Source organism: Streptomyces sp. A01 (assembly GCF_059026195.1).
The window spans coordinates 111,956-133,371 of sequence record NZ_JBWLKN010000022.1 but is presented as its reverse complement, the minus strand read 5'-3'; the positions used below and the strand labels follow the sequence as shown (position 1 = coordinate 133,371).

The following is a 21,416-nucleotide window of genomic DNA, read 5'->3' as shown; positions in this document are numbered from 1 at the left end:
GGGGGGTTTGTTTCGCGCCTTCCGGCGTGATCACTACTTTAGCGGATTTCCCCGGTGCCTCATAATCGAGGCTTTCGTTCGGATTTCAGCATGCCGAAATCCATCCCGTAGGGAGGCCGTGCGGTAATGGTTTGCCGCCGGTGCGGCGTGAGTGGCCGCCACAGAACCGTTACGGCGCCGTGGCAACTCGGAGAACACTACGGACGAGCCCCATGCGTGTCAACCTCGGTCAGTCAAGGTCTTTTAGGCGGCCGCCCGCGTCCGGCTGGGCGTCCTCGACCCGGCGCAGCAGGCGGGTCAGCAGCTCGCCGAGGAGGCCGCGCTCCGCCGGGGACAGGTCCTGGAGCAGGTCCTCTTCGAAGACGGACGCCATGCGCATCGCCTCAAGCCACTGCTCGCGGCCCCGGTCGGTCAGCTCCACGATCACCCGGACGCGGTTGTTCTCGTCGCGCTCCCGTGTCACGAGGTCCTCGCTCGCCATGCGGTCGATGCGGTGCGTCATCGCGGCCGGAGTCAGCCCGAGCCGCTTGGCGAGGTCGCCGGGGCCCAGCCGGTAGGGCGCTCCGGAGAGGACAAGGGCCTTCAGGACCTCCCACTCGGTGTTGCTGATGCCAAGGGTCGCGGTCTGGCGGCCGTACGCGACGTTCATGCGCCGGTTCAGGCGCTGGAGGGCGGAGACGACCTGCTCCACCTGGGGGTCCAGGTCTTGGAACTCTCGCTGATAAGCCGCGATCTGTTCCTCAAGGGTCGGCTCGCTCGGGTCCCCGGTCGGGGCCGGTGTCTCAGGCATGCCGCGCAGTATGACACGCAACTCATTGGCATTGAACTCCTTCCCTGTGTACTCTTAAGCATCGAACTTTAACTCTGAAGTCTTCAGGCTTCAGCTGTCCCCCTTTCACCCTTCGACACGACCTAGGTAGGTGAGTGTGACCACCGCGATGGGCGCCGCGTTGCGCCGGATTCAGCTGGGCAACGCGCTGAGCGCGTTCGGCAACGGCTTCACTGTCCCGTTCCTGTTCATTTATGTGGCGCAGGTACGCGATCTTGGAGCGAGCACCGCGGGCGTGGTGCTCGCGACGTTCGCGGTGGCCGCGCTTGCCGTTCTGCCCTTCACCGGTCGGACCATCGACCGGCGAGGGCCGTTGCCCGTCGCCATCGTGGGCACGGTCGCCGCCGCCATCGGATCGCTGGGCCTCGGGCTTGCGTCCACGGAGCCGTATGTGATCGCCGCGGCGGGCATGCTCGGCGCGGGCATCGCGGTGATCCAGCCCGCACTCGCGACGATGATCGTGTGGTGCTCCACGCCGCAGACCCGCTCGCGGGCCTTCGCGACGCAGTTCTTCCTCAACAACCTCGGCCTCGGCCTCGGTGGTCTGCTCGGCGGGCTGCTCGTGGACACCGCGCACCCGTCGAGCTTCGTCCGCCTGTTCGCCATCGAGTCCGTGATGTTCCTCGTGCTCGGCGCCGCGATCGCGACCGTACGGCTGCCTCATGTGGCGAAGGTCGAGGACGCCGTGCCGACCGGCGAGCGGCCCGAAGGCGGAATGCGGGCGCTGCTCGCCGACCGGTCCATGGTGCAGCTGTGCGTGCTGGGCTTCGTGATGTTCTTCGCCTGCTACGGGCAGTTCGAGTCGGGCCTTTCGGCATTCGCCGTGGAGGTCACCCGGATCTCCCCCGCGACGCTGGGCATCGCCCTGGCCGCGAACACCGCTGTCATCGTGATCGCGCAGTTCGTCGTGCTCAAACTGGTCGAGCGCAGGCGTCGCAGCCGCGTCATCGCCCTGGTCGGTCTGATCTGGACGGTCGCCTGGGTGATGGCCGGGGCCTCCGGGCTCGTGCACGGGAGCCAGGCCATGGCGACCGCCGCGATCATCTCGACGTACGCGCTCTTCGGACTCGGCGAGGCCATGCTGTCGCCGACCGTGGCGCCACTGGTCGCCGACCTGGCCCCTTCGTCGCTGATCGGGCAGTACAACTCCGCGTTCGCCCTGGTCAAGCAGCTGGCGCTGGCGGTCGGCCCCGCGGTGGGCGGCCTCATGGCCGGAGGCGGGCTGTACGTGGCGTACATCGCGATGCTCATCGCTTGCTCGCTGGGCATCAGCTGGCTCGCGCTCCGGATGGGGCGCCGTCTGCGGCCGGACCAGGACAACCCGCACGCGGGCCCGGTCGCACCGGTGCCCGCTCCGCGCGGACAGTCGGCCGGCGCTGACGCCGTCACCGCGCCACGGGCTCGCGCGGACGCCGATGCGGTGGCGACCGCCGTCTGACCAGCCGATCCGGGGTCAGCGGCGGGGCAGGGCGAATTCGCACCAGACCGCTTTACCGCCGTCGGGCGTGCGCCGCGATCCCCAGGACGAGGCGATGGTGGCCACGATCGAGATCCCGCGTCCGGCCTCGTCCGCGGGCTCGGCACGGCGGCGCCTCGGCAGGTGGTCGTCGCCGTCCGTCACCTCGATGATCAGCCGCCGGTCGGTGCGCCGCAGGCGCAGCCGCATCGGGGGTGTGCCGTGCTGGAGGGAGTTGGCGACGAGCTCGCTGGCGGCCAGCACACCGAGATCGCGCAGCTCCGCGGGGAACCGCCAGCTGGCGAGGACGCCGGAGGCGAAGGCACGGGCGCGGGGTGCCGCTTCGACACCGCCGAGGAGTTCCAGCGCGGCGTTGTGGAACAGCTCCGCGTCGTGGCCCGTACGAGCGGGGTGCTGAAGGACCAGGACGGCGACGTCATCGTCGTGCTCGGCGGTGATGCCCAGCGCGCGGATCAGCCGGTCGCACATCACCTGGGGCGAGCCGGTCGCACCGGCGAAGGCGCGCTCAAGCTCGGCCACGCCGTCGTCGATGTCCTTGTCCCGCCGCTCGACCAGGCCGTCTGTATAGAGGACAGCGCTCGATCCGGGCGCGAGCGGAAGAGAAGCCGACGCGTGCAGCCAGCCGCCCGTGCCGAGCGGCGGCCCGGTGGGCTCGGCGGCTCGCCGTACCGTGCCGTCAGGGTCCCGGACCAGGATCGGCAGATGCCCGGCGGACGCGTAGACCAGGCGGCCCTCGTTCGGGTCGTGGACCGCGTAGACGCAGGTGGCGATCTGGCTGGCGTCGATCTCGGCGGCCAGCCCGTCGAGCAGTTGCAGCACCTCGTGCGGCGGGAGGTCGAGCCGGGCGTACGCGCGGACAGCGGTGCGCAGCTGTCCCATGACGGCGGCGGCTCGCAGGCCGCGGCCCATGACGTCGCCGATGACCAGGGCCGTGCGCCCGGCGCCGAGGGTGATCACGTCGTACCAGTCGCCACCGACCGCGGCCTCCGTGCCGCCCGGCTGGTACGTAGCGGCGACGCGCAGGTCGTCGGGCTGCTCAAGCTCCTGCGGGAGCAGGCTGCGCTGGAGGGTGACGGCGGCCTCACGCTGGCGGCGCTCGCTCACCCGCAGTCGCTCGACCGCCTCGACCTGGTCGGTGACATCGGCGGCGAAGACGAGGACACCCCGGTAGGAAGCTGACGGCTTGTCGTGACCGGAGGCGGTGGCGGGAGCGGGTGTGGAAGCGGGCTCGGAGCTACCGTCGGGGGCGTCTTCGGTAGCGGCCGCGCCCGGGCCGGGGTCCGGGCTCGGCGCCGGGGCCGATGCGGCGTGGGCGGTGGGCGGGAGCGCCACCTCGATGGGTGTGCAGGTGAACGTGTAGTAGCTGTCACGGGTGCGGGGGCTGGGCCCTGCGACGACAGGCCCCGCACCCGCGGGTTCAGGACGTACGCCACCGGAAAGCAACGCGCCTCGGCCGCCCTGCTTCGTCCCTCCATCGGCTGCCCCGCCCGTACGCGGGCCGGTCGCGGACCCTGTCACGGCATCGATGGCCGCTTCGAGCAGAGGATCGTCCACCAGCGGGTCGGCGGCGGCCTGGGTCAGCGGGTCGGCGGCCGGGGCAGCGGTGTCCGCGGTCGTACCGGCTCGGCCCGTCGTCGTACCGGCTCGGTCCTCGGGAGACGCGGTGGACGTGTCCGGGCGGGTGGGGCCGGGCACGGGGGCGGCAGTGGCCGTGCTCGTGGCCTTGTTCGTACGGGTCATACGGGCCGGCACCGAGGCGGTCCCGCGGGGCGTCACTTCGGCGGACGATGTCGTCTCCGTATGCGCGGATGCCGCCTCCGCAGGGGGATATGCGTCCGTGTCCGTGTCCGTGCCTGTGTCCGTCTCCGTAAGGGACTCGGTGAGCGTTTGACGGCTGGACGCCGAGGACGCGCCGGGGGCCTCGCCTCCGCCCAGGTCCGGGGACGCGGTGGACGTCTTCACGGGCGCGCCCGTACGCGTGCCCGCGCCCGCGTCCTGCCTCGCTGCCGGGCCCGCTTCCGGTGGCTCGCCCGGGGAATCGGACGCCGACGAGCCGTCCGTCTTGGCCGCCGGCCGGTCGTGGGCCGCCGCTGCCGCCAGAGCGGCCGGGACGTCCTTGGGGACGCGGCGGGACTTGACCGTACGCGGCTTGCCGCTGCGCAGGACCTGGTCCATCAGCGGCAGCAGCCCCATCTCCTGTAGCTCGGGGAGCGCTTCGCGCGCGGGCAGGCCGGTGACACGGGTACCGAAAAGGGAGGCGTACGCGTCGTTGACGTACGCGATGCGGTGGTCAGGCCCGTACACCACGGCGACGGGGGCCGGGACCTGGCTGAGCAGCGTCTGGACGGACAGCTCTTCGAGCGTGGGGATCTCGGAGGCGTCGGGCCGGGCACTCGGCGTGGGCTCGGCACGCGACGCCGCGTCCGTGCGCTCACCTCGGGCGGCAGGCACCGAGCCGCTGCCCGACGACGTCGGCTGCGAGGGCCGCGCGGCGCGGTCGCTGCGGGCGGCGCGGCGCTGTGTTCCAGGGAGTCGGGCGCTCCAGCGCGTGAAGTTCACTGAGGATTACCTCGCGAGGTCGTGGCGGAGCAGCGCGCCAGCGCGGGGTGGCGGACAGCAGTGTGGGGCACGGCCCCCAGGGGAATGCAGCAAACGTCCAAAACCTCGTGATTGTCACTCTTCGCAGATACAAGCCCACCCATGGTCACACGACCAGTGTGACCGACCGGACTGACATCCGTCAGACGCCAGTCATGCCGTGGGAGTTCCCGGCTCCGCCTGTGGCGGCCCGGCCGCCCTCCCGGTTTTCCTCCGGACGTCCCGCGCGACGTCCTTCCCGGCCATCCGGTCCGTGCCCGGCCCGGTGTCTCTCCCGCCAGCCCGTACGGGCGTTCCGGCGGCTCGTTCCGTCGCGCATCTCAGCTGGCTTCGGGATGGCGGCCGGTCCCGGCGGCGAGTTCGAACTCGGCTCGCGGGTTCTCCAGCGAGCCCAGCGAGACGATTTCCCGTTTGAACAGCCCGGCCAGGGTCCATTCGGCCAGCACCCGGGCCTTGCGGTTGACGGTCGGCACCCGGCTGAGGTGGTAGATCCGGTGCATCAGCCAGGCGGGGTAGCCCTTGAGCTTGCGCCCGTAGACATGCGCCACGCCCTTGTGCAGGCCGAGTGAGGCGACGGAGCCGACGTACTTGTGCTCGTAGTCGGTGAGCGGCTGGCCGCGCAGGGAGGCGAGCACGTTGCCGGCGAGGACCTTGGCCTGGCGTACGGCGTGCTGGGCGTTGGGGGCGCACTCCGCACCGGGCGTGTCCGACGTGCGGTCGGGGACCGCTGCCGCGTCGCCCGCCGCCCAGGCGTGTTCGGTGCCGTCGACGCGCAGCGCGGCGGTGCAGGCGAGGCGGCCGCGGTCGTTCAGCGGCAGGTCGGTGGCGGCGAGGATCGGGTGCGGTTTGACGCCCGCGGTCCACACGAGCGTGCGAGCTGGGAAACGGGAGCCGTCACTCAGCACGGCGACACGCTCCTCGCACGAGTCGAGGCGCGTGTTCAGACGTACGTCGATGTTGCGGCCGCGCAGCTCCCGTACGGCGTACTGGCCCATCTCCTCGCCGACCTCGGGGAGGATGCGGCCAGTGGCCTCGACGAGCACCCATTTCAAGTCATCGGGCGAGATGTTGTGGTAATAGCGGGCGGCATAGCGCGCCATGTCCTCCAACTCGCCGAGCGCCTCGACGCCCGCGTACCCGCCGCCGACGAAAACAAAGGTGAGAGCGGCGTCACGGATGGCTGGATCACGTGTTGAAGAGGCGATGTCCAGTTGCTCAAGGACGTGATTCCGGAGCCCGATGGCCTCCTCCACCGTCTTGAAACCGATTCCGTATTCGGCCAATCCTGGGATGGGGAGGGTCCGGGCGACCGAACCGGGCGCGAGCACCAGCTCGTCGTAGTGAATCTCGATCGCGCCGGTGCCTTCCTCGGCCGTGGCGAGGGTCGTGATGGACGCCGTTCGCTTCCCGTGGTCGATGGCCGTTGCCTCGCCGATGACCACCTGGCATCTCGGTAGGACGCGGCGCAGCGGCACCACCACATGGCGTGGAGAGATCGAACCAGCCGCCGCCTCCGGCAGAAACGGCTGGTAGGTCATATAGGGCTCGGGGTCGACCACGATGACCTGCGCCTCGCCACGCTTCAGCTTCCGCTGGAGGCGCAGCGCGGTGTACATCCCGACGTAGCCACCGCCGACAACAAGAATGCGCGCGGGTTCCTTCACCCTCCCATGACGCACCGACAGCTCAGCTTTGTCCACAGGCTCGACGAAATGTGTGACCGGAGGCCAGCGGGAAAGCGGAGGCTGCGGTTCGGTAAGTTCTACGGAAGGTACGCAGGTCAGCGGCGGGTCGCGGGGTGCCGAACGGGTCGCGAATCGGGAGAGATCGGCCGCGTACTCCGATCGGGGGGCGCTCCGGACGGAACTACCCCTTCATTCTTGACCTGGGCTCAACTATGTTCGTACTTCGTCGGGGTGTCGACACAGCCTCGACGGTCAGGGCGGGGAGTCTCCGGGGGGAGACGTCATTACCGGGGGATCGGTTATGCACATTCAGAGTTCTCATTGGTCATCCACTGTTGCGGCATCGGACGGCGGCAATGGCCGCAATACGCCGCTGCGCGTCGACGCACAGCGCAATCTTGAGCATGTGTTGCGGGCTGCCCGCGAGGTCTTCGGGGAGCTGGGTTACGGAGCGCCCATGGAAGACGTGGCGCGCCGGGCCCGAGTAGGGGTCGGGACGGTCTATCGGCGCTTCCCCAGCAAGGACGTGCTGGTGCGCCGGATAGCCGAGGAGGAGACCGCGCGGCTGACAGACCAGGCTCGCGCCGCCCTCCGGCAAGAGGAAGAGCCGTGGTCGGCGCTGTCGCGGTTCTTGCGTACGTCGGTGGCTTCGGGCGCCGGTCGCCTGCTGCCGCCGCAGGTGCTGCGGGTGGGCGTCGATGTGGACGCGGAGGAAGCCCGGGTGCCGCATCAGCGGCAGCCGACGCCGCCCGCGCCTGAGCTGCGTCTCGTGGAGCAGCGCTCCACGCCCAGCCAGCTGGAGGGTGCCACGCACAGCGGCGGCCCGATGCCGGGTGTCGCCCCGGTCGCGGCTGTCGCTCCGGTGGCCGCCGCACCGTCCGCGTCGTCCGGCGCGGTTCAGGCCGGGGTCGGTGGCGGGCCCGGCCAGGCGTCCGTCCAGGACGACGGCGGGGCCACGGCGCTGCTTGAGGTCGTCGGCAAGCTCGTGGAGCGTGCACGGGCGGCAGGCGAACTGCGGGCGGACGTCACGGTCGCCGATGTGCTGCTGGTGATAGCGACGGCGGCCCCGTCGCTTCCGGACGCGGCGCAGCAGGCCGCGGCTTCGACGCGGCTGCTGGACATCCTGCTCGACGGCCTTCGGTCACGTCCTACGGTCTGAAGCGTCTGACGCGTCCTACGGCCTGACGCGTGCCCCGCCCCGCGAGCCTGGCTCTGGGGCGGGCCTTGCGCGCGGTCTCGGCGGGCCGGTCGCTGTGGCTGGTCCGGGTGTCTCGGCCGGTCCCGCCGCTTCGGCTGGTCCGACGGGGTGGCCTTCCCCTGGATCTCGGCCCGGGACCTTGGGCGGTGGGTCGGCCACACATCGCTGCGTGCCTCTTGGCGCGGGCGTTCGTGGGCGACCCTGAAGCCTTCCCCGTTCGGGTGAACGATAGAGCTCTACCTGGCGAATTGCCCCCGGAAGGGTGGTTGCCGGGTGAGACGGGGACCAGCCCGTAAAGGCTGTGGCACTCTTCCCGGTGTTCGAGAATGTCGGCACGTACGGGGGCTGCCTGTATGGGCGCTGAGGGACCAGGCAAGCCACGCGGTCACGAGGAAGAGGGCATCGCGGACGCGGCTGCCACCGCCGATCCCAGCGTTCCTCAGCAGCGAGCCGGCCGACACCGGCGCGGCGGGGCGAGCCCGGGGACCAGCTCGGACGCCGGAGCGGGCGCGGGTGCGTCGGCGGGGCTCGGGTCGGCTGACACAGCGTCGGCAGGGGGCGAGGCAGGAGCGGTCGGCAGGGAGTCGGACCGAGGGGGAACAAGCGGCACGGGAGAGGCAGACGTTCCCGCTTCCGACCGCGAGTTGCTGGCGCGCATGCGAGCGAGCGACCGTGACAGTGAGGCGTACGGGAGCGCGTACGGCAGCGCGTATATGAGCGCGTACGAGGAGCTGTACCGGCGGCACGCCGACGCGGTGCGCCGCTATGCCCGTAGTTGCTGCCGGGACGCGCATACCGCTGATGACCTGACGGCTGAGGTGTTCGCCCGCACCCTGCAAGCCGTCCGGGGCGGCGCCGGTCCTGACACGGCGGTGCGCGCGTACCTGCTGACGACGGTGCGCCGCGTCGCCGCGGCCTGGACGAAGACAGCCAAGCGGGAACAGCTCGTCGAGGACTTCGCCGTGTTCGCCGATTCGGCGGCCCGCCCCGCCGCGCATCAGGAGCGGACGGCCGGGTCGGGGCTCGACGTGGGCGCGGACGTGCGGGCGATGCACGAGGCCGACCAGTCACTGGCCGTACAGGCGTTCCGAAGCCTGCCCGAGCACTACCAGACGGTGCTGTGGCACACCACGGTCGAGGAGGAGCCGCTGTGCGACGTGGCGCCGCTGCTCGGTCTGACCGACAACGCCACGGCGGTACTGGCCCACCGGGCACGGGAGAAGCTCAAGCAGGCGTATCTCCAGGCCCATGTGAACACGGCGCAGGCGGCGGAAGGCGACTGCGCCCGCTACGCCGACCGGCTCGGCGCGTACGCCCGTGGTGGGCTGCGGATGCGCGCCGAGCGGGGGCTGCGTAAGCATCTGGCGGAGTGCGCGAAGTGCCGGATGGCGGCGCTTGAGGTCGCGGACGTCAACGAGCGGCTGCGCGAGCTGCTGCCCATCGCGGTCATCGGCTGGTTCGCCGCGGGGTATTCGGCCAAGGCGGCCGCCGGTGTCGGGGCGGGCGTCGCCGGGGCCGGGGCAGCGACCGGTGCGGCGGCCGCCACCGGCGGAGCGGCGGGCGGGGCGGCAGGCGGCGGAGCAGCGGGCGCGGAGAGCAGTGCCGGGTCCGCGGGTGGGGCGGCCGGCGAAGGGCTGGGGGCCCCGGCGAAGGCCGGTATCGCGGCGGGGGTGGCGGTCGCAGCGGGCGCGATCCTCGCCTACGCCCTGTCGGGCGGTTCCGAGCCACCGAGAAAGCCGGAGGCCAAGCCGTCGTCCGCCGTCCCTGTCGCGCCGCAGAAGCCCTCGCCGAAGCCCACCCCGCCACCACCCGACGCCGAGCCCAGGCCCAAGCCACCGCCTGCTCCGTCGGCGAAGCCCAAGCCGAAGCCACCGCGGCCCAAGCCGTCCCCCACACCGACCCGGCCCCCCGCCAGCCCGGCTCCGCAGCCGACCCCGAGCCCCACTCCCCCGAGGCCCTCCCCGACCCCGACCCCGCCCGCTACGCCCACGCCCACCCCTCCGAAACCGACCCCGACGCCGACACCACCCGCCCCGGCCCCGGCGGTCTATCAGCTGAACCGGCTGGAGTACGGCGGCGTCGGTGACGGCAGCAAGCCGGAAGTGCGGCTCGCGGGCAGCAGCCCGCTGTGGCAGCGGGACGGCCTGTCGGTCGACGGCAAGCGCTTCAGGCACGGGGCGACGGTCCACGCCCCGTCGTCCGTGACGATCGACCTCAACCGTGCGTGCACGACGTACGACGCAGTCGTCGGTGTCGATGATCTGACGCACGGGGTGGGCGCCGCGCGCTTCTCGGTCTACGGGGACTCGGTGCGGCTGTGGCGGTCGGGCGTGGTGCGCGCGGGCCGCCCGGCCATCCCGGTGCGTGTGCCACTGGCCGGGCACGAGACGATCCGGCTGGTTGTCGAGCCGCACTCCGTCTTCGGCCTGGCGACGTTGGGCGACTGGGCGGAGTCGCGCATCAGCTGCCGTTCGTGAGCCTGTCTGATACGTCACCGGCCCGCGCGGACCCGCACGGCCCTGCGGGTGCCCGTCCAGGGGGCTGCGCTCGGTGGAGTGGCGGGTGCCTGCCCAGGTTTGCGTGCCTTGTCGTTCGCGTACGCCCGCGTCGCCCGCAGTCGGCTGGCTACGGCTCGGTGGTGGGCCCGGGGGCGGCGCCGGTGTCGCCGATGACCTCGTCGAGGAGCTTGACCACCTGTTCGGCGGTCAGCCCGGCGCCTTCGGCGCGTAGGGCGTCAAACGTCTCACGCCCCAGTGCGCTCCGCCCCGCCCTGCCGACTTTGCCCACCTCGGCCGTGAGCATCGGCGTACGCGGCAGCCCGTCGCGCCAGCCATCGGCCGCGCCAAGCGCCTGCGCTGCCGCGCGGAACTCACCGGCCCCGGCGAGTATGTGGGCGGTGCTCTCGGTGACCTGCGCGAGCAGCGATTCCGTGCACTGCGCCTCGATGCCCCGCCCGAGGGCTTCGCGTACGATCCGCAACCCGCCCCTCGCATCGCCTACGGCCGCCTTCACGCGTGCCTCGACGGCGCTCAGCAGCACGTCGAACTGCGGAGGCGGCGACCATCGCTCCGCGGCCGCACGCGCCATCTCGCACATGGTCCGCGCGTTCTCGACACGACCCAACGACAACTCGATGACGGCACGCAGCGCCTCGCTGAAAGCCTGCGCGTCCCCGCTTCCATAGCGCTCCGCCTCTTCGTCCGACTGATCGAGCAACGTCGCCGCACCCACCGGATCACCGCAGCTGTAGGCCAACTCGGCCAGCCGGGCGATGAGGAACGGGGTCTCCGTGAAGGCTTCGAGTTCGCGAGCGAGACGCAGTGCCTCCTGGTAGGAGGCACGCGCCTCGGCGTAGCGCCCCCGGACAGCGGAGATCTCCGCACTGGCGCCCTCCACCTGGGCGAGCATCCAGCGGTCCCCGACGCGTCTGCTGATGGCTCGCAGCTCCGTCCAGTCGCGGTCGGCGCGGTCGATGCCGCCCGACATGTCGATGGCCATATGGGTGCGGAACATCAGCGAGACGCCGAGAGCCCAGTCGTCCCCGTACGTCCGGCAGTTCTCCACGGCACGGTCGAGCAGCGGCGTGACGCCCGCGTGCCCGGCGATGAGATACCCGGCGAACGGCCACAGCAGTCCCGGGAAGCGGGCGCTGCGCGGACCGGGGTTCGCCCCGTACACGTCGCGCAGAAGGCGGGCGGTCTTGAGGGAGCCGGGGCTGCGAAGGACCTCGGCGTTGTGCTGCTCGGAGAGCAGGAAGTAGAGGAGGAGATGCAGGTCGAGCCGCTCCCAGTAGCGTTCGGTGGCCGCCAGGTCGTCCTGCGGGGGCCCGGGGTCGAACTCCGGCTGCGGGCTGGGCATCGGGAGGCTCTGGTCCCGGGCCCACTCGCTCTGGGTCCACGCGGACTCGAACTCCAGCGTCCGCCGCACCCAGGCCCCGCCCTCATCCCGGTAGTTGCGCAACCACCAGAACCACCCGAGCCCGAAGACGATCTCGATCGCGGTGTTCACGCCGCACGCGCCCATGGCGTCCCGGCTGCCGTCAGCGGGAGTCCCACCAGGCCACACCCCGGTCTCTTCGCGTGCTGACCGCGGACGCCCCGGGAGGTCGGCGGCCCCGTCCCGGCCCGCTTCCTGTTCCTGGCCGGGCAGGGTCAGACACCGCTGCAGCGCGGCGCGGAAGTTGTCGAGGTCGGTTTCCACCCGGCGCAGCCATGGCAGTTGCTCGGCGGAGCGCAGCCGGGGCTCGGCGGTCTGGGCCATGTCGCGGAAGTAGGCGGCGTGCCGACGGATGGTCGCCGCCCGCTCGGCGCGCCCGGCAGGCCCCGCCGCTACGCGCTCCTTCACGCGCTCCGCGGCGTATTCGTGGATGGTCTCCAGCATGCGGTAGCGCGTGTCACTGCCCACGCCGTCCTCGGAGCGCGGCAGATGCGTCACGACGAGAAGAGACTTGTCGACAAGCGCACCGAGGATGTCGAGCACGTCGGCGGAGGCGATGCGTTCGCCGTCGGGCGCGGCGGTGTCCCGGGAGGCGACGCGGGGACCGGAAGCGGCGTGGAGGCCGGACGCCGCACGCCGTTCGGCTGCGGAGGCCGGCTGGTCCGGCTGGTTCGTTTGGCCCGGCTGGTTCGGCTGGTCCGGCTGGTCCGGCTGGTCCGCGCAGACCGCTTCCGCCGCGGGGAGGTCCCAGCCACCCGCGAAGAACGAGGCGCGGCGCAGCACGGCGCGCTCGCGGTCGTCGAGAAGGTCCCAGGACCAGTCCACAACCGCCCGCAACGTCTGCTGGCGTGGCAGCACGGTCCTGCTGCCGCTGGTCAGCAGGCGAAAGCGGTCGTCCAGCCGATCGGCGATCTGACGCGGGGAAAGCATGCGCAGGCGGGCGGCGGCGAGTTCGATGGCGAGTGGCAGCCCGTCCAGGCGGCGACAGATCTCGGCGACGGCGGCCACCGTGTCCGGGTCCCGCGCCGGGTCGAAGTCAGGGCGTACGGCGGCGGCGCGCTCGGCGAACAGCTGATGGGCGGGCGCGGGCAGCAGCGGCTCCACCGGGCGCACGGCCTCGCCCGGCACGCCCAGCGGTTCCCGGCTGGTGGCGAGCACGGTGACGCCGGGGCAGTGCGCGAGGAGGGTTTCGGCGAGTGCGGCGGCCGCGTCGATGACGTGCTCGCAGTTGTCGAGAAGCAGCAGCAGCCGGCGGTGCGCGCAGTGCTCGATCAGCCGCTCCGTCGCGGGCGCCCCGTCCATGCCCGTCCGCACCTCGATGCCGCTGGTGTGCAGTGCCGTGTCGCGGCGGCCGATGGCGCTCAGCACGGCGCCGGACACGTCGGCCGGCCGCTCCAGTGAGGCGAGTTCGGCGATCCACACGCCATCGGGGTAGTCGGTGCTGACGGTGGCGGCGGTCTCCTCGGAGAGCCGGGTCTTGCCCGATCCACCAGGCCCGGTCAGCGTGATCAGGCGGGCATCGCGCAGCTCGCGGCGCAAGGCCCGGATCTCGCCCTGCCGTCCGACGAAGCTGGTGAGTCTGGACCGCAGGTTCCCTCGCGGTGGGTGGCGTGGCTGATCCTGTGGATGACCGGCCTGGCCGTTCGCCTGTGTCCGGCCCGCCGACGTCGGGTGGCCGCCGGACCGGGTACCCGGCTGAGCCGCCTGTCCGGCACCGTGACCGTCCCCGTCGCCCAGGCCTCGCCCGGGCGCCTCCGCATCACCTACGTCCGCTCCGGTCCCACCCATGTCGGCTACGCCGCGTACCGCGCCACGCGCGAAACCCGCCCCGCCTCGTACGGACTCCCGCGACACCGCGGACGTGCCGGGGCTTCCCCCCAGCAACTCGGCGTGCAGTTGCCGCAGCTCCACGCCCGGGTCCGTGCCGAGGCGTTCGGCGAGGGTCCGGCGGGCCTCCTCGTAGGCGGCCAGCGCGTCGGCTGCCCGGCCCGCCGCGCGGAGGGCGCGGATGAGCTGGGCGTGGAACGGCTCGTCGAGCGGGTGGTCAGCGACGAGTTCGCGCAGTTCCGGGACGACCTCCGCGCCCTGACCGAGTGCCAGGTCGGCGTCGATGCGGCGGTGCAGTGCGGTCATGCGCAGCGCGTCGGGGCGGGCGGCGGACGCCTGCCGGTCCGGCAGGTCGGCGAGTGCGGGCCCGCGCCACAGCCCGAGGGCGTCGCGCAACGTGGTGGCGGCGGTGGCGGCGTCCCCGGCGTCGAGCGCTCGCCTCCCCCTGTTCGCGAGCCGTTCGAAGACCGCCAGATCGATGTCGTCGGGCGTGGCGGCGAGCCGGTACCCGCCGGGGACGGACCGCAGGGCGTCCTTGCCGATGTTCCGGCGCAGGCGTCCGACGAGCGCCTGAAGCGCGGCGGGCGCGTCGTGCGGAGGGGAACCGGCCCATACGTCGTCGATGAGTACGTCGATGGGTACGAGTGCTGCGGCAGGCCGAGTGGCGTGCAAGGCGAGCGAGGTGAGCAGCGCGCGAAGACGGGGACCACCGACGGGCAGCGGCTGCCCACGATGGTCGAATGCCTCGGTGACGCCAAGGATCAGATACCGCACGGGGTCATTGTGCTCGCTTACCTGAGCGAATTACCGCTTACGTGAGGCGCGCCGACAGGCCCTCACGCGCTCATGCACTCTCACGCGCCCCCTTACGGCGGGTTCAGACACCACGACGGCGGGTCCGAACACCACGACGGCGGCTTCAGACGCGACAGCGGCTCGAAACGCGACAGCGGCTTCAAACACAACAGCGGCTTCCGGCACAACAGCGACTTCAGGCACGAACCCGGCGGGTATGGACGCGAGATGTCACAGGCTCGGCCGTGGGGCCACGCCCCCGGCGACGGCGCGCTGGCGCGGCGCCGCGCTGCCCGTCCAGCAGGTGCCCCGGCGCGCCAGCAGACGTCGTAGCCACAGCTCGGTGGAGACAAGCTCGGCGAGCCCGTCGAGCGGGACCCGCTCCCCGTCCGCTGCCGCGCGGAGCGCCTTACGGACCACGCGGGCCTCCACCAGCCCGGCGTCGGCCAGCAACGGGGCGTCGAAGAGCACGGTCAGGTCGTCGATGGCGTTGCGCAGACCGGCCCGTGCGGCCACCGCGTTCGAGGCGTGCGACGGCGCGCCCCAGCCCGGTGGGAGGTCGCGGATGCCCGCCCCGGCGAGGACCGCGCGCAGCACTGCGGCGCGCGCCCCTGGCTGCACACGGAGCGCTTCGGGGAGCGCGCGGCAGGCCCGTACCACCTGGTTGTCCAGGAAGGGCGCGTGCAACCGCTGGCTGCGTACCTCGGCTGCCTGTTCGAAGACCCGGTGGTCGGCGGCGTGCCGGGCGAGCGCGGCATCGGCACGGCGTTCGCCAGGCCGGCGGAGGATGACGGGGCGGACCGCCGCCTCCTCCAGGCGAACCGATACTTCAGCGAGCGCTTCCCCCGTCAGCCACCGCGCGGCCGGACCCGGCCTGCACCACGCGAGCGCGGCCAGGGAGGCGCCCACTGCCCCGCCTCTCCCCGACGTGCCGCCCGGGCCCCTGCCACCGGTCTCACCGAAACGGCGTTCCAGGAGTCGGCTGGCGGCCTCTTCGACGCCCTCGCGGTAGGGCGTGCGGGCCAGTCTGCGCGCCGCGCGGTAGACGGTGAACGGGATGAAGAAGGAGTGCGCGGAGGGGCCGTCCGCACGCGCCAGTGCCGTGGCGGGGCGCAGCAGGTGGCGGCGGCGCCGGTCGAGGAGGAGGTCGGCAAGGCGCGCCGGGTGCGCGTCGAGGACCTGGCGGGCGCCGTGGCCGACGAGGTGGTCCGCGCTGCCCGCGGCGAGGCGGCGGCGGTGGCGCTCGGCACTGATGAGCGCGGGGCCGGGTTCGTCGGTGAGTGGGCCGCGATCGAGCGCGGCGTACGGGAGGGCCTCCTCGCCCGCGGCGACGACGACGTGGTGCAGACGAGGGTTGGCGGCCATGCTGCGGGCGCGTTCGAGTTCGGCCTCGCGGGACCGCCCGCCCCCGGCGGCCAGGTCGTTGAAGGTGACGGCGAGCAGCCGCTCGCCCGCTTCGGTGCCGTGCCCGAGGGGAGTGCCCGGCACTCCGGGCAGCCCGGCCGCCAGCAGGGCGAGGGTGGCGGAGGCGCTGCCTCCGGACAGGTCGGCGCCGACTCCGGCGGCGGGCGCCCCCCGGGCCGCGCGGCGTTCGGCGGGGCCCATTCCGGGGACGGGGCCGGGGTCGAGGCCCGGCCCTTGCTCGCCTTCGGGCGCGTGCCGTGGGGCCGCGAGCCGGACTCGTACGGCCTCGATCAGCGCGTCGCGTACGCCGTCCACGGCCTTGCCGGGATCGAGCTGGGGAGCCGCGACGGCGAGCGAGGCGGTCGGCTCGTAACCGATGACGTCCCGTGAACCGCCGCGCGAACCACCTCGGGAGGCGCCCCGGGAGCCGCTGTGCGCGCCGTTCCCGCTAGGCGAGCCGTTGCGCCGCCCGCCCCCACCGCCCTGAGTCCCGTAAGCACCCTGCGGCCCGTACGCACCCTGGGGACCGCTCTGGGAGCCGTACGCGCCCTGGGGACCGTAATCTCCTTGATCGCCACGCGTTCCATACGCCCCGTACGCGCCATACGCCCCGCCGGCCCCGTATCCGCCGCGCACGTCGCGCGACCCGTGCGCCGCGCCCCCCGGGTCGGCGCCGTCCGAGGCGGAGCCGCGCAGGACGAGCGCGTGGCCGGGCGGCACCCGCCGTACGCCGAGGTAAGGCGTGCCGTCGCCGATGGCCTCCGGCGAGTCGGGGCAGGCCAGGAGCGCGGCGAGGTGACCGACGTCGAGCTGTGCCTCGATGAGGTCGGCGAGCGGGAGCGCGGCCGTGGCATAGGCGGTACCGCCCTCCCACGGCGTGTAGAAGACGGGGCGCGCGCCGGCCAGGTCCGCGGCCACGGTGACGCGGCGGCCGACCTGGGCGACAGCCGTATAGCTGCCCGGCCAGGCGGTGAGATGGCGGAGGGCGCCACCGCGTGCGGCGAGCAGCCCGGTCCTGAGTTCGTCGTCGCTGGCGCCGCAGCAGCCGAGAACGGCGAGGCGGGTGGCGGGGTCGGCGTGCACGACGCGTACCTCGTCCGCGCGCCAGTCACCGACCGCCCACAGCGGATCGGGGTCTCCCCACACGAGTTGGGCGCCGACCGGCTGAATGGAGCCGCCCTGGCCGAGGGACGGCCCCGAGGCGATGTTGCCCCACCCCACCAACCACCGCATCGCCGCCTCCACAGGCTGTGGACAACCAAGAAGTCGCAGTCATCATGCACAGTAAGCCCACGGTTTCCGGCATCGGAGGGGCCAACACGCCAGTCCGGAGTACGTGGGCGCGCTCCAACGGGCCGATCGCCACAGCGAGATGCCGCTCCGTCAAGGCCAATGCTGCCACGCGCGCGTGATTCGGGCGGGTCGCGGGACGAGCCGGAACAAGCCGGAACGAACGAGGTGCCCGAAACAGGCGTTATGCGCGAACGGTTCGCGACACGGCGCGGGCACCACGCGGACGTGGTGCGAACGGAGCGTGAGCGGGCGAACGCGGAGCACGCAACCGGCGCGCGGAGCGCGACCGAAGCCGGGCGCGGAACGGCATGGAGTGGCGCGAGGGGCGCAAGGGGGCAGACGGAAAGCTTCAGTCCGCGCGAAAGCCCTCGCCGCAGGGGCGTCTTTCAGCCAAAGTCTGACAGCGCCTTGGTGGCGCACATCCCTCCCACCCACCGTCGCCTTGCCTCGGCCGACGAGCCCGGCAACACAGTCCGGGAGGCTTCATTCACCTCCCGGACCGCTCCGCCGCCCGCGGGGAATGAGGCGGCAGTGTCCCCCAGCCCGCTCAGCCAGGCATAGCGGGCCGACCCACGCGGAACCAAGGGAACCGCTCCCATCCGAAGCGGGGCAGAGCGCACAGGTAGGCGCACAGCCACACACACCGGGAGCACATGCCCCGCCCTGCACCCTGGCACGGACCAGAATCTCGCCATCCGGTACATCACCTCTTAACGGTCGGGATGCGGCGAACTACGCTGGGTTTACGAATGCCCCGTGCCTATGCCGGGGCGGCCGTCGGCGCTGTCGAGGGGTGCGCATGTCTAGGGAGCTACGTGGGCCGAACGAGAAGCTCGGCACTGTTCTCGCCCTCGCGGGGGTCAGCAATGCCGGGCTCGCGCGCAGGGTCAACGACCTTGGGGCACAGCGCGGTTTGACGCTCCGCTACGACAAGACGTCAGTGGCCCGGTGGGTGTCGAAGGGCATGGTGCCGCAAGGCGCCGCGCCCCATCTGATCGCGGCGGCCATCGCCAGCAAACTCGGGCGTCCCGTCCCACTCCATGAGATCGGCCTCGCCGACGCGGACCCCGCGCCCGAGGTGGGCCTCGCCTTCCCACGGGATATCGGCCAAGCGGTGCGCGCGGCGACCGATCTGTACCGGCTTGATCTCGCCGGTCGCCGAGGTGGTGGCGGTATCTGGCAGAGTCTGGCCGGATCGTTCGCTGTCACGGCGTACGCCACACCCGCCTCACGCTGGCTCATATCCCCGGCCGACAGCTCTGTCGCACGCGAGCCCAAATCGGCACAGGATCAGACAAATGGGGACGGTGTGCCGCAGCGCGTCGGCCACAGCGACGTGACGAAGTTACGCGAGGCCGCGGACGACGCCCGGCGCTGGGACTCCAAATACGGGGGTGGGGACTGGCGTTCCTCCATGGTCCCGGAATGCCTGCGGGTCGACGCGGCCCCTTTGCTCCTCGGCGCGTACAGCGACGAGGTCGGCCGCGCGCTGTTCGGCGCGACCGCCGAACTGACGCGGCTCGCCGGCTGGATGGCCTTCGACACCGGCCAGCAGGAGGCGGCGCAGCGCTACTACATCCAGGCGCTGCGGCTGGCGCGCGCCGCGGCCGACGTGCCGCTCGGCGGCTATGTGCTGGTGTCGATGAGCCTGCAAGCCACGTACCGCGGCTTCGCCGACGAGGGCGTTGACCTGGCGCAGGCCGCCCTGGAACGCAACCGCGGCCTGGCCACCGCCCGCACCATGAGCTTCTTCCGGCTCGTCGAGGCGCGCGCCCAGGCCAAGGCCGGGGACGGGCCGGCCTGCGGCGCGGCGCTGCGCGCGTCCGAAGGCTGGCTGGAGCGTGCACGACAGGGCGACGCCGACCCGTCCTGGCTCGACTTCTACACGTACGAGCGGTTCGCGGCCGATGCCGCCGAGTGCTACCGCGATCTGAAGCTCCCCCGCCAGGTCCGCCGCTTCACGGAGCGCGCGCTGGCCTGCCCCACCGAGGAGTTCGTGCGCTCGCATGGCCTGCGGCTCGTGGTGTCGGCTGTCGCCGAACTGGAGTCCGGAAACCTCGACGCGGCCTGCGCGGCGGGCACCCGCGCGGTGGAGGTCGCCGGCCGCATCTCCTCGGCGCGGACGACGGAGTACGTCCGCGATCTCCTGCACCGACTGGAGCCGTACGGCGACGAGCCGCGGGTCGTCGAGCTGCGCGAGCGGGCGCGACCGCTGCTGGTCGCCCCGGCGTGAGCCCCGCTCCGTGCCCGTGGACCCCGCTCCGGGAGCGGGGACGCAGTCACGAGCACGGTCACGAGCACGGGGACAGGAACGGCAACGAGAACGGGGACAGCGGCAGAGGCGAGGACAGGAACAGGCCGGGGACGACCACGGCTCGGATACGGCTTGGCCGGGCTCCGTCCCGGGCGGCACACGAGCGCATGCCCCGCACACGACTGGCACGCGCCCCGCGCACACACACTTGCCCCGCACCCGCACCCGTTCCCGCGCACGCCACGCGCACGCACACGTCCCGCACGCGTGCCTCGCGCACGGGGCCTCACGACCGGCGCACGCGCCCCACGCCGCGGGCGGCACAGCAGCCCGGCGATACATCGGCGGCGCATGCGGTACGGCATCCGCCGAATCGTGCGACGTGGGCCACCCCACATGCCCCGGTTTCGTACCAGCCCGCACCGCTCGGCCACACGCGCGACTCCCGCCGCACACCCCTCCGGAACCCAAGCGCCGCTTTGGTTTCGGCCGCTTGTCAGTGGCGCAGGTCATGATGGTGAGCGATGGGGTAGCGGGTGGGTGCCGTGGTGGGGATGGGCGGCGACCCAGCGAACTTTCTGAGCGGTCCGAGAGGTCTGAGGTGTCTGAGGGGGGCGAGCGATTCGAACGGTTCACGCTGTCCAGGCTGTCCAGGCCATACGAGACATCCAGGGCGCCTGAGGCGGCTGAGACTGCCGGGCCGACCCGGACAGCCGGCATGACCCAGCCGTCCGCCCGGGCTCGGATAGCTGAGGTAGCGAGGACGTACGGAAGAAACGAAAGAGACGACACGGACGAAAGAGACGAAGACGTAAGAACGGGAAGAGTCGGAAGGACCGGAAAGACAGGAAACAGCAGAGAGTCCGGCGGACCCGAAGGTTCCGGAGGCGCTGAGGAGGTGACGCGGTGAGGTACGACGCTGATGTGCTGGTGATCGGAGGCGGGATCGTCGGCTTGTCGACGGCGTACGCGATCACGCGCGCCGCCCCTGGCACACGAGTGATCGTGCTGGAGAAAGAAAGCGGCCCGGCCCGTCACCAGACCGGTCGCAACAGCGGTGTGATCCACAGCGGCATCTACTACCCACCGGGTTCGCTGAAGGCCCGCTTCGCGCTCCAGGGCTCGGCCGAGATGGTGAAGTTCTGCGCCGAACACGACATCCCGCATGAGGTGACGGGCAAACTGATCGTCGCCACAGAGCGGTCCGAGCTGCCGAGGCTGCATGCCCTGGCCCAGCGCGGCAGGCAGCACGGCATCCCGGTGCAGGAACTGGGGCCCGCCCAGATCGCCGCGTACGAGCCGCGGGTGCGCGGCCGGGCCGCGATCCACGTCGGTACGACGGGTGTGTGCGACTTCGGCGCGGTCTCCGCGCAGCTGGCCCGGCTCGCCCAGGACGCCGGCGCCTCGGTGCTCTACGGGTCTCAGGTCCGGGCCATCGGGCGGCGCGACGACGCCGTGGCGGTCCGCACGGCGGCGGGGGCCGTGCTGCGGGCTCGCGTGCTGGTCAACTGCGCCGGGCTGCACAGCGACCGGATCGCCGGGCTCGCGGGCGATGACCCCGGTATGCGGATCGTGCCCTTCCGCGGTGAGTACTACGAGCTGGCGCGCGGCCGCGCCGATCTCGTACGCGGCCTGGTCTACCCGGTTCCCGATCCCGCCTTCCCCTTCCTCGGCGTCCACCTCACCCGGGGCAGCGACGGCGGCGTCCACATCGGCCCGAACGCGGTGCCCGCGCTGGCCAGGGAGGGGTACGACTGGCTGACGCTCCGCCCCGGCGAGCTGGCCGGGACCCTGGCCTACCCGGGCGCCTGGCGGATAGCCCGCCGCCACTGGCGCTACGGAGTGGGCGAGCTGCGTCGCTCGCTCTCCCGCCGAGCCTTCACCGAAGCGGTGCGCAGGCTGCTCCCGGAAGTGACGGCTGACGATCTGATACCGGCCCCCGCGGGCGTCCGCGCCCAGGCGCTGTTGCGTGACGGCACACTCGTGGACGACTTCCTCTTCAAGGAGTCGGCCCGGATGGTGCATGTGCTCAACGCTCCCTCACCAGCGGCGACGGCTTCGCTGGTCATCGGACGCGAGGTCGCGCGGCGCGCCCTGAAGCAGCTGTAGGCAGGCGGCGA

General features: G+C 72.3%; 10 protein-coding genes. 5 read left to right on the top strand and 5 right to left on the bottom strand.

Going from position 1 to position 21,416, the window contains the following annotated elements; genetic code table 11:
• Positions 1-229: 229 nt before the first annotated feature.
• Positions 230-790, bottom strand: a complete 561-nt coding sequence (locus AC5P1B_RS26450; RefSeq protein ID WP_493890212.1) for a MarR family winged helix-turn-helix transcriptional regulator — start codon at positions 788-790, stop codon at positions 230-232.
• A gap of 136 nt (positions 791-926) precedes the next feature.
• Here AC5P1B_RS26450 and AC5P1B_RS26445 point away from each other — a divergent pair, with 136 nt between their 5' ends.
• On the top strand, positions 927-2,267 hold the full coding sequence (locus AC5P1B_RS26445) for an MFS transporter (RefSeq protein ID WP_493890221.1): 1,341 nt from the start codon (positions 927-929) through the stop codon (positions 2,265-2,267).
• Between the two features lie 15 nt (positions 2,268-2,282).
• On the opposite strand, the gene AC5P1B_RS26440 is transcribed toward AC5P1B_RS26445, so the two are convergent.
• Together AC5P1B_RS26440 and AC5P1B_RS26435 are read right to left on the bottom strand one after the other, a co-directional pair.
• Positions 2,283-4,865 (bottom strand): ATP-binding SpoIIE family protein phosphatase, encoded by a 2,583-nt coding sequence (locus tag AC5P1B_RS26440; protein ID WP_493890210.1) that lies wholly within the window; start codon positions 4,863-4,865, stop codon positions 2,283-2,285.
• Positions 4,866-5,224: 359 nt separating this feature from the next.
• Positions 5,225-6,520 (bottom strand): NAD(P)/FAD-dependent oxidoreductase, encoded by a 1,296-nt coding sequence (locus tag AC5P1B_RS26435; protein ID WP_493890220.1) that lies wholly within the window; start codon positions 6,518-6,520, stop codon positions 5,225-5,227.
• A gap of 370 nt (positions 6,521-6,890) precedes the next feature.
• On the opposite strand from AC5P1B_RS26435, the gene AC5P1B_RS26430 reads away from it, so the two are divergent.
• Both AC5P1B_RS26430 and AC5P1B_RS26425 read left to right on the top strand, forming a co-directional pair.
• A complete protein-coding gene (locus AC5P1B_RS26430; RefSeq protein ID WP_493890209.1) occupies positions 6,891-7,748 on the top strand; it encodes a TetR/AcrR family transcriptional regulator in 858 nt (285 codons plus the stop codon).
• 392 nt (positions 7,749-8,140) lie between these two features.
• Complete coding sequence (locus AC5P1B_RS26425) at positions 8,141-10,264, top strand: sigma-70 family RNA polymerase sigma factor (protein ID WP_493890208.1); 2,124 nt, start codon at positions 8,141-8,143, stop codon at positions 10,262-10,264.
• 148 nt (positions 10,265-10,412) lie between these two features.
• Here the strand turns inward: AC5P1B_RS26425 and AC5P1B_RS26420 are convergent, their stop codons facing one another.
• Complete coding sequence (locus tag AC5P1B_RS26420; protein ID WP_493890206.1) at positions 10,413-14,324, bottom strand: AfsR/SARP family transcriptional regulator; 3,912 nt, start codon at positions 14,322-14,324, stop codon at positions 10,413-10,415.
• A 252-nt stretch (positions 14,325-14,576) separates the two neighbouring features.
• Positions 14,577-16,982, bottom strand: a complete 2,406-nt coding sequence (locus tag AC5P1B_RS26415) for an asparagine synthase-related protein (protein ID WP_493890205.1) — start codon at positions 16,980-16,982, stop codon at positions 14,577-14,579.
• An 859-nt stretch (positions 16,983-17,841) separates the two neighbouring features.
• Here AC5P1B_RS26415 and AC5P1B_RS26410 point away from each other — a divergent pair.
• Positions 17,842-19,275, top strand: a complete 1,434-nt coding sequence (locus AC5P1B_RS26410) for an NsdA family TPR-like regulatory protein (RefSeq protein ID WP_493890204.1) — start codon at positions 17,842-17,844, stop codon at positions 19,273-19,275.
• Positions 19,276-20,202: 927 nt separating this feature from the next.
• Positions 20,203-21,405 carry an L-2-hydroxyglutarate oxidase gene (lhgO, locus tag AC5P1B_RS26405; protein ID WP_493890203.1) on the top strand — a complete coding sequence of 401 codons (1,203 nt, stop codon included), beginning with the start codon at positions 20,203-20,205 and terminating at the stop codon, positions 21,403-21,405.
• Positions 21,406-21,416: the final 11 nt, after the last annotated feature.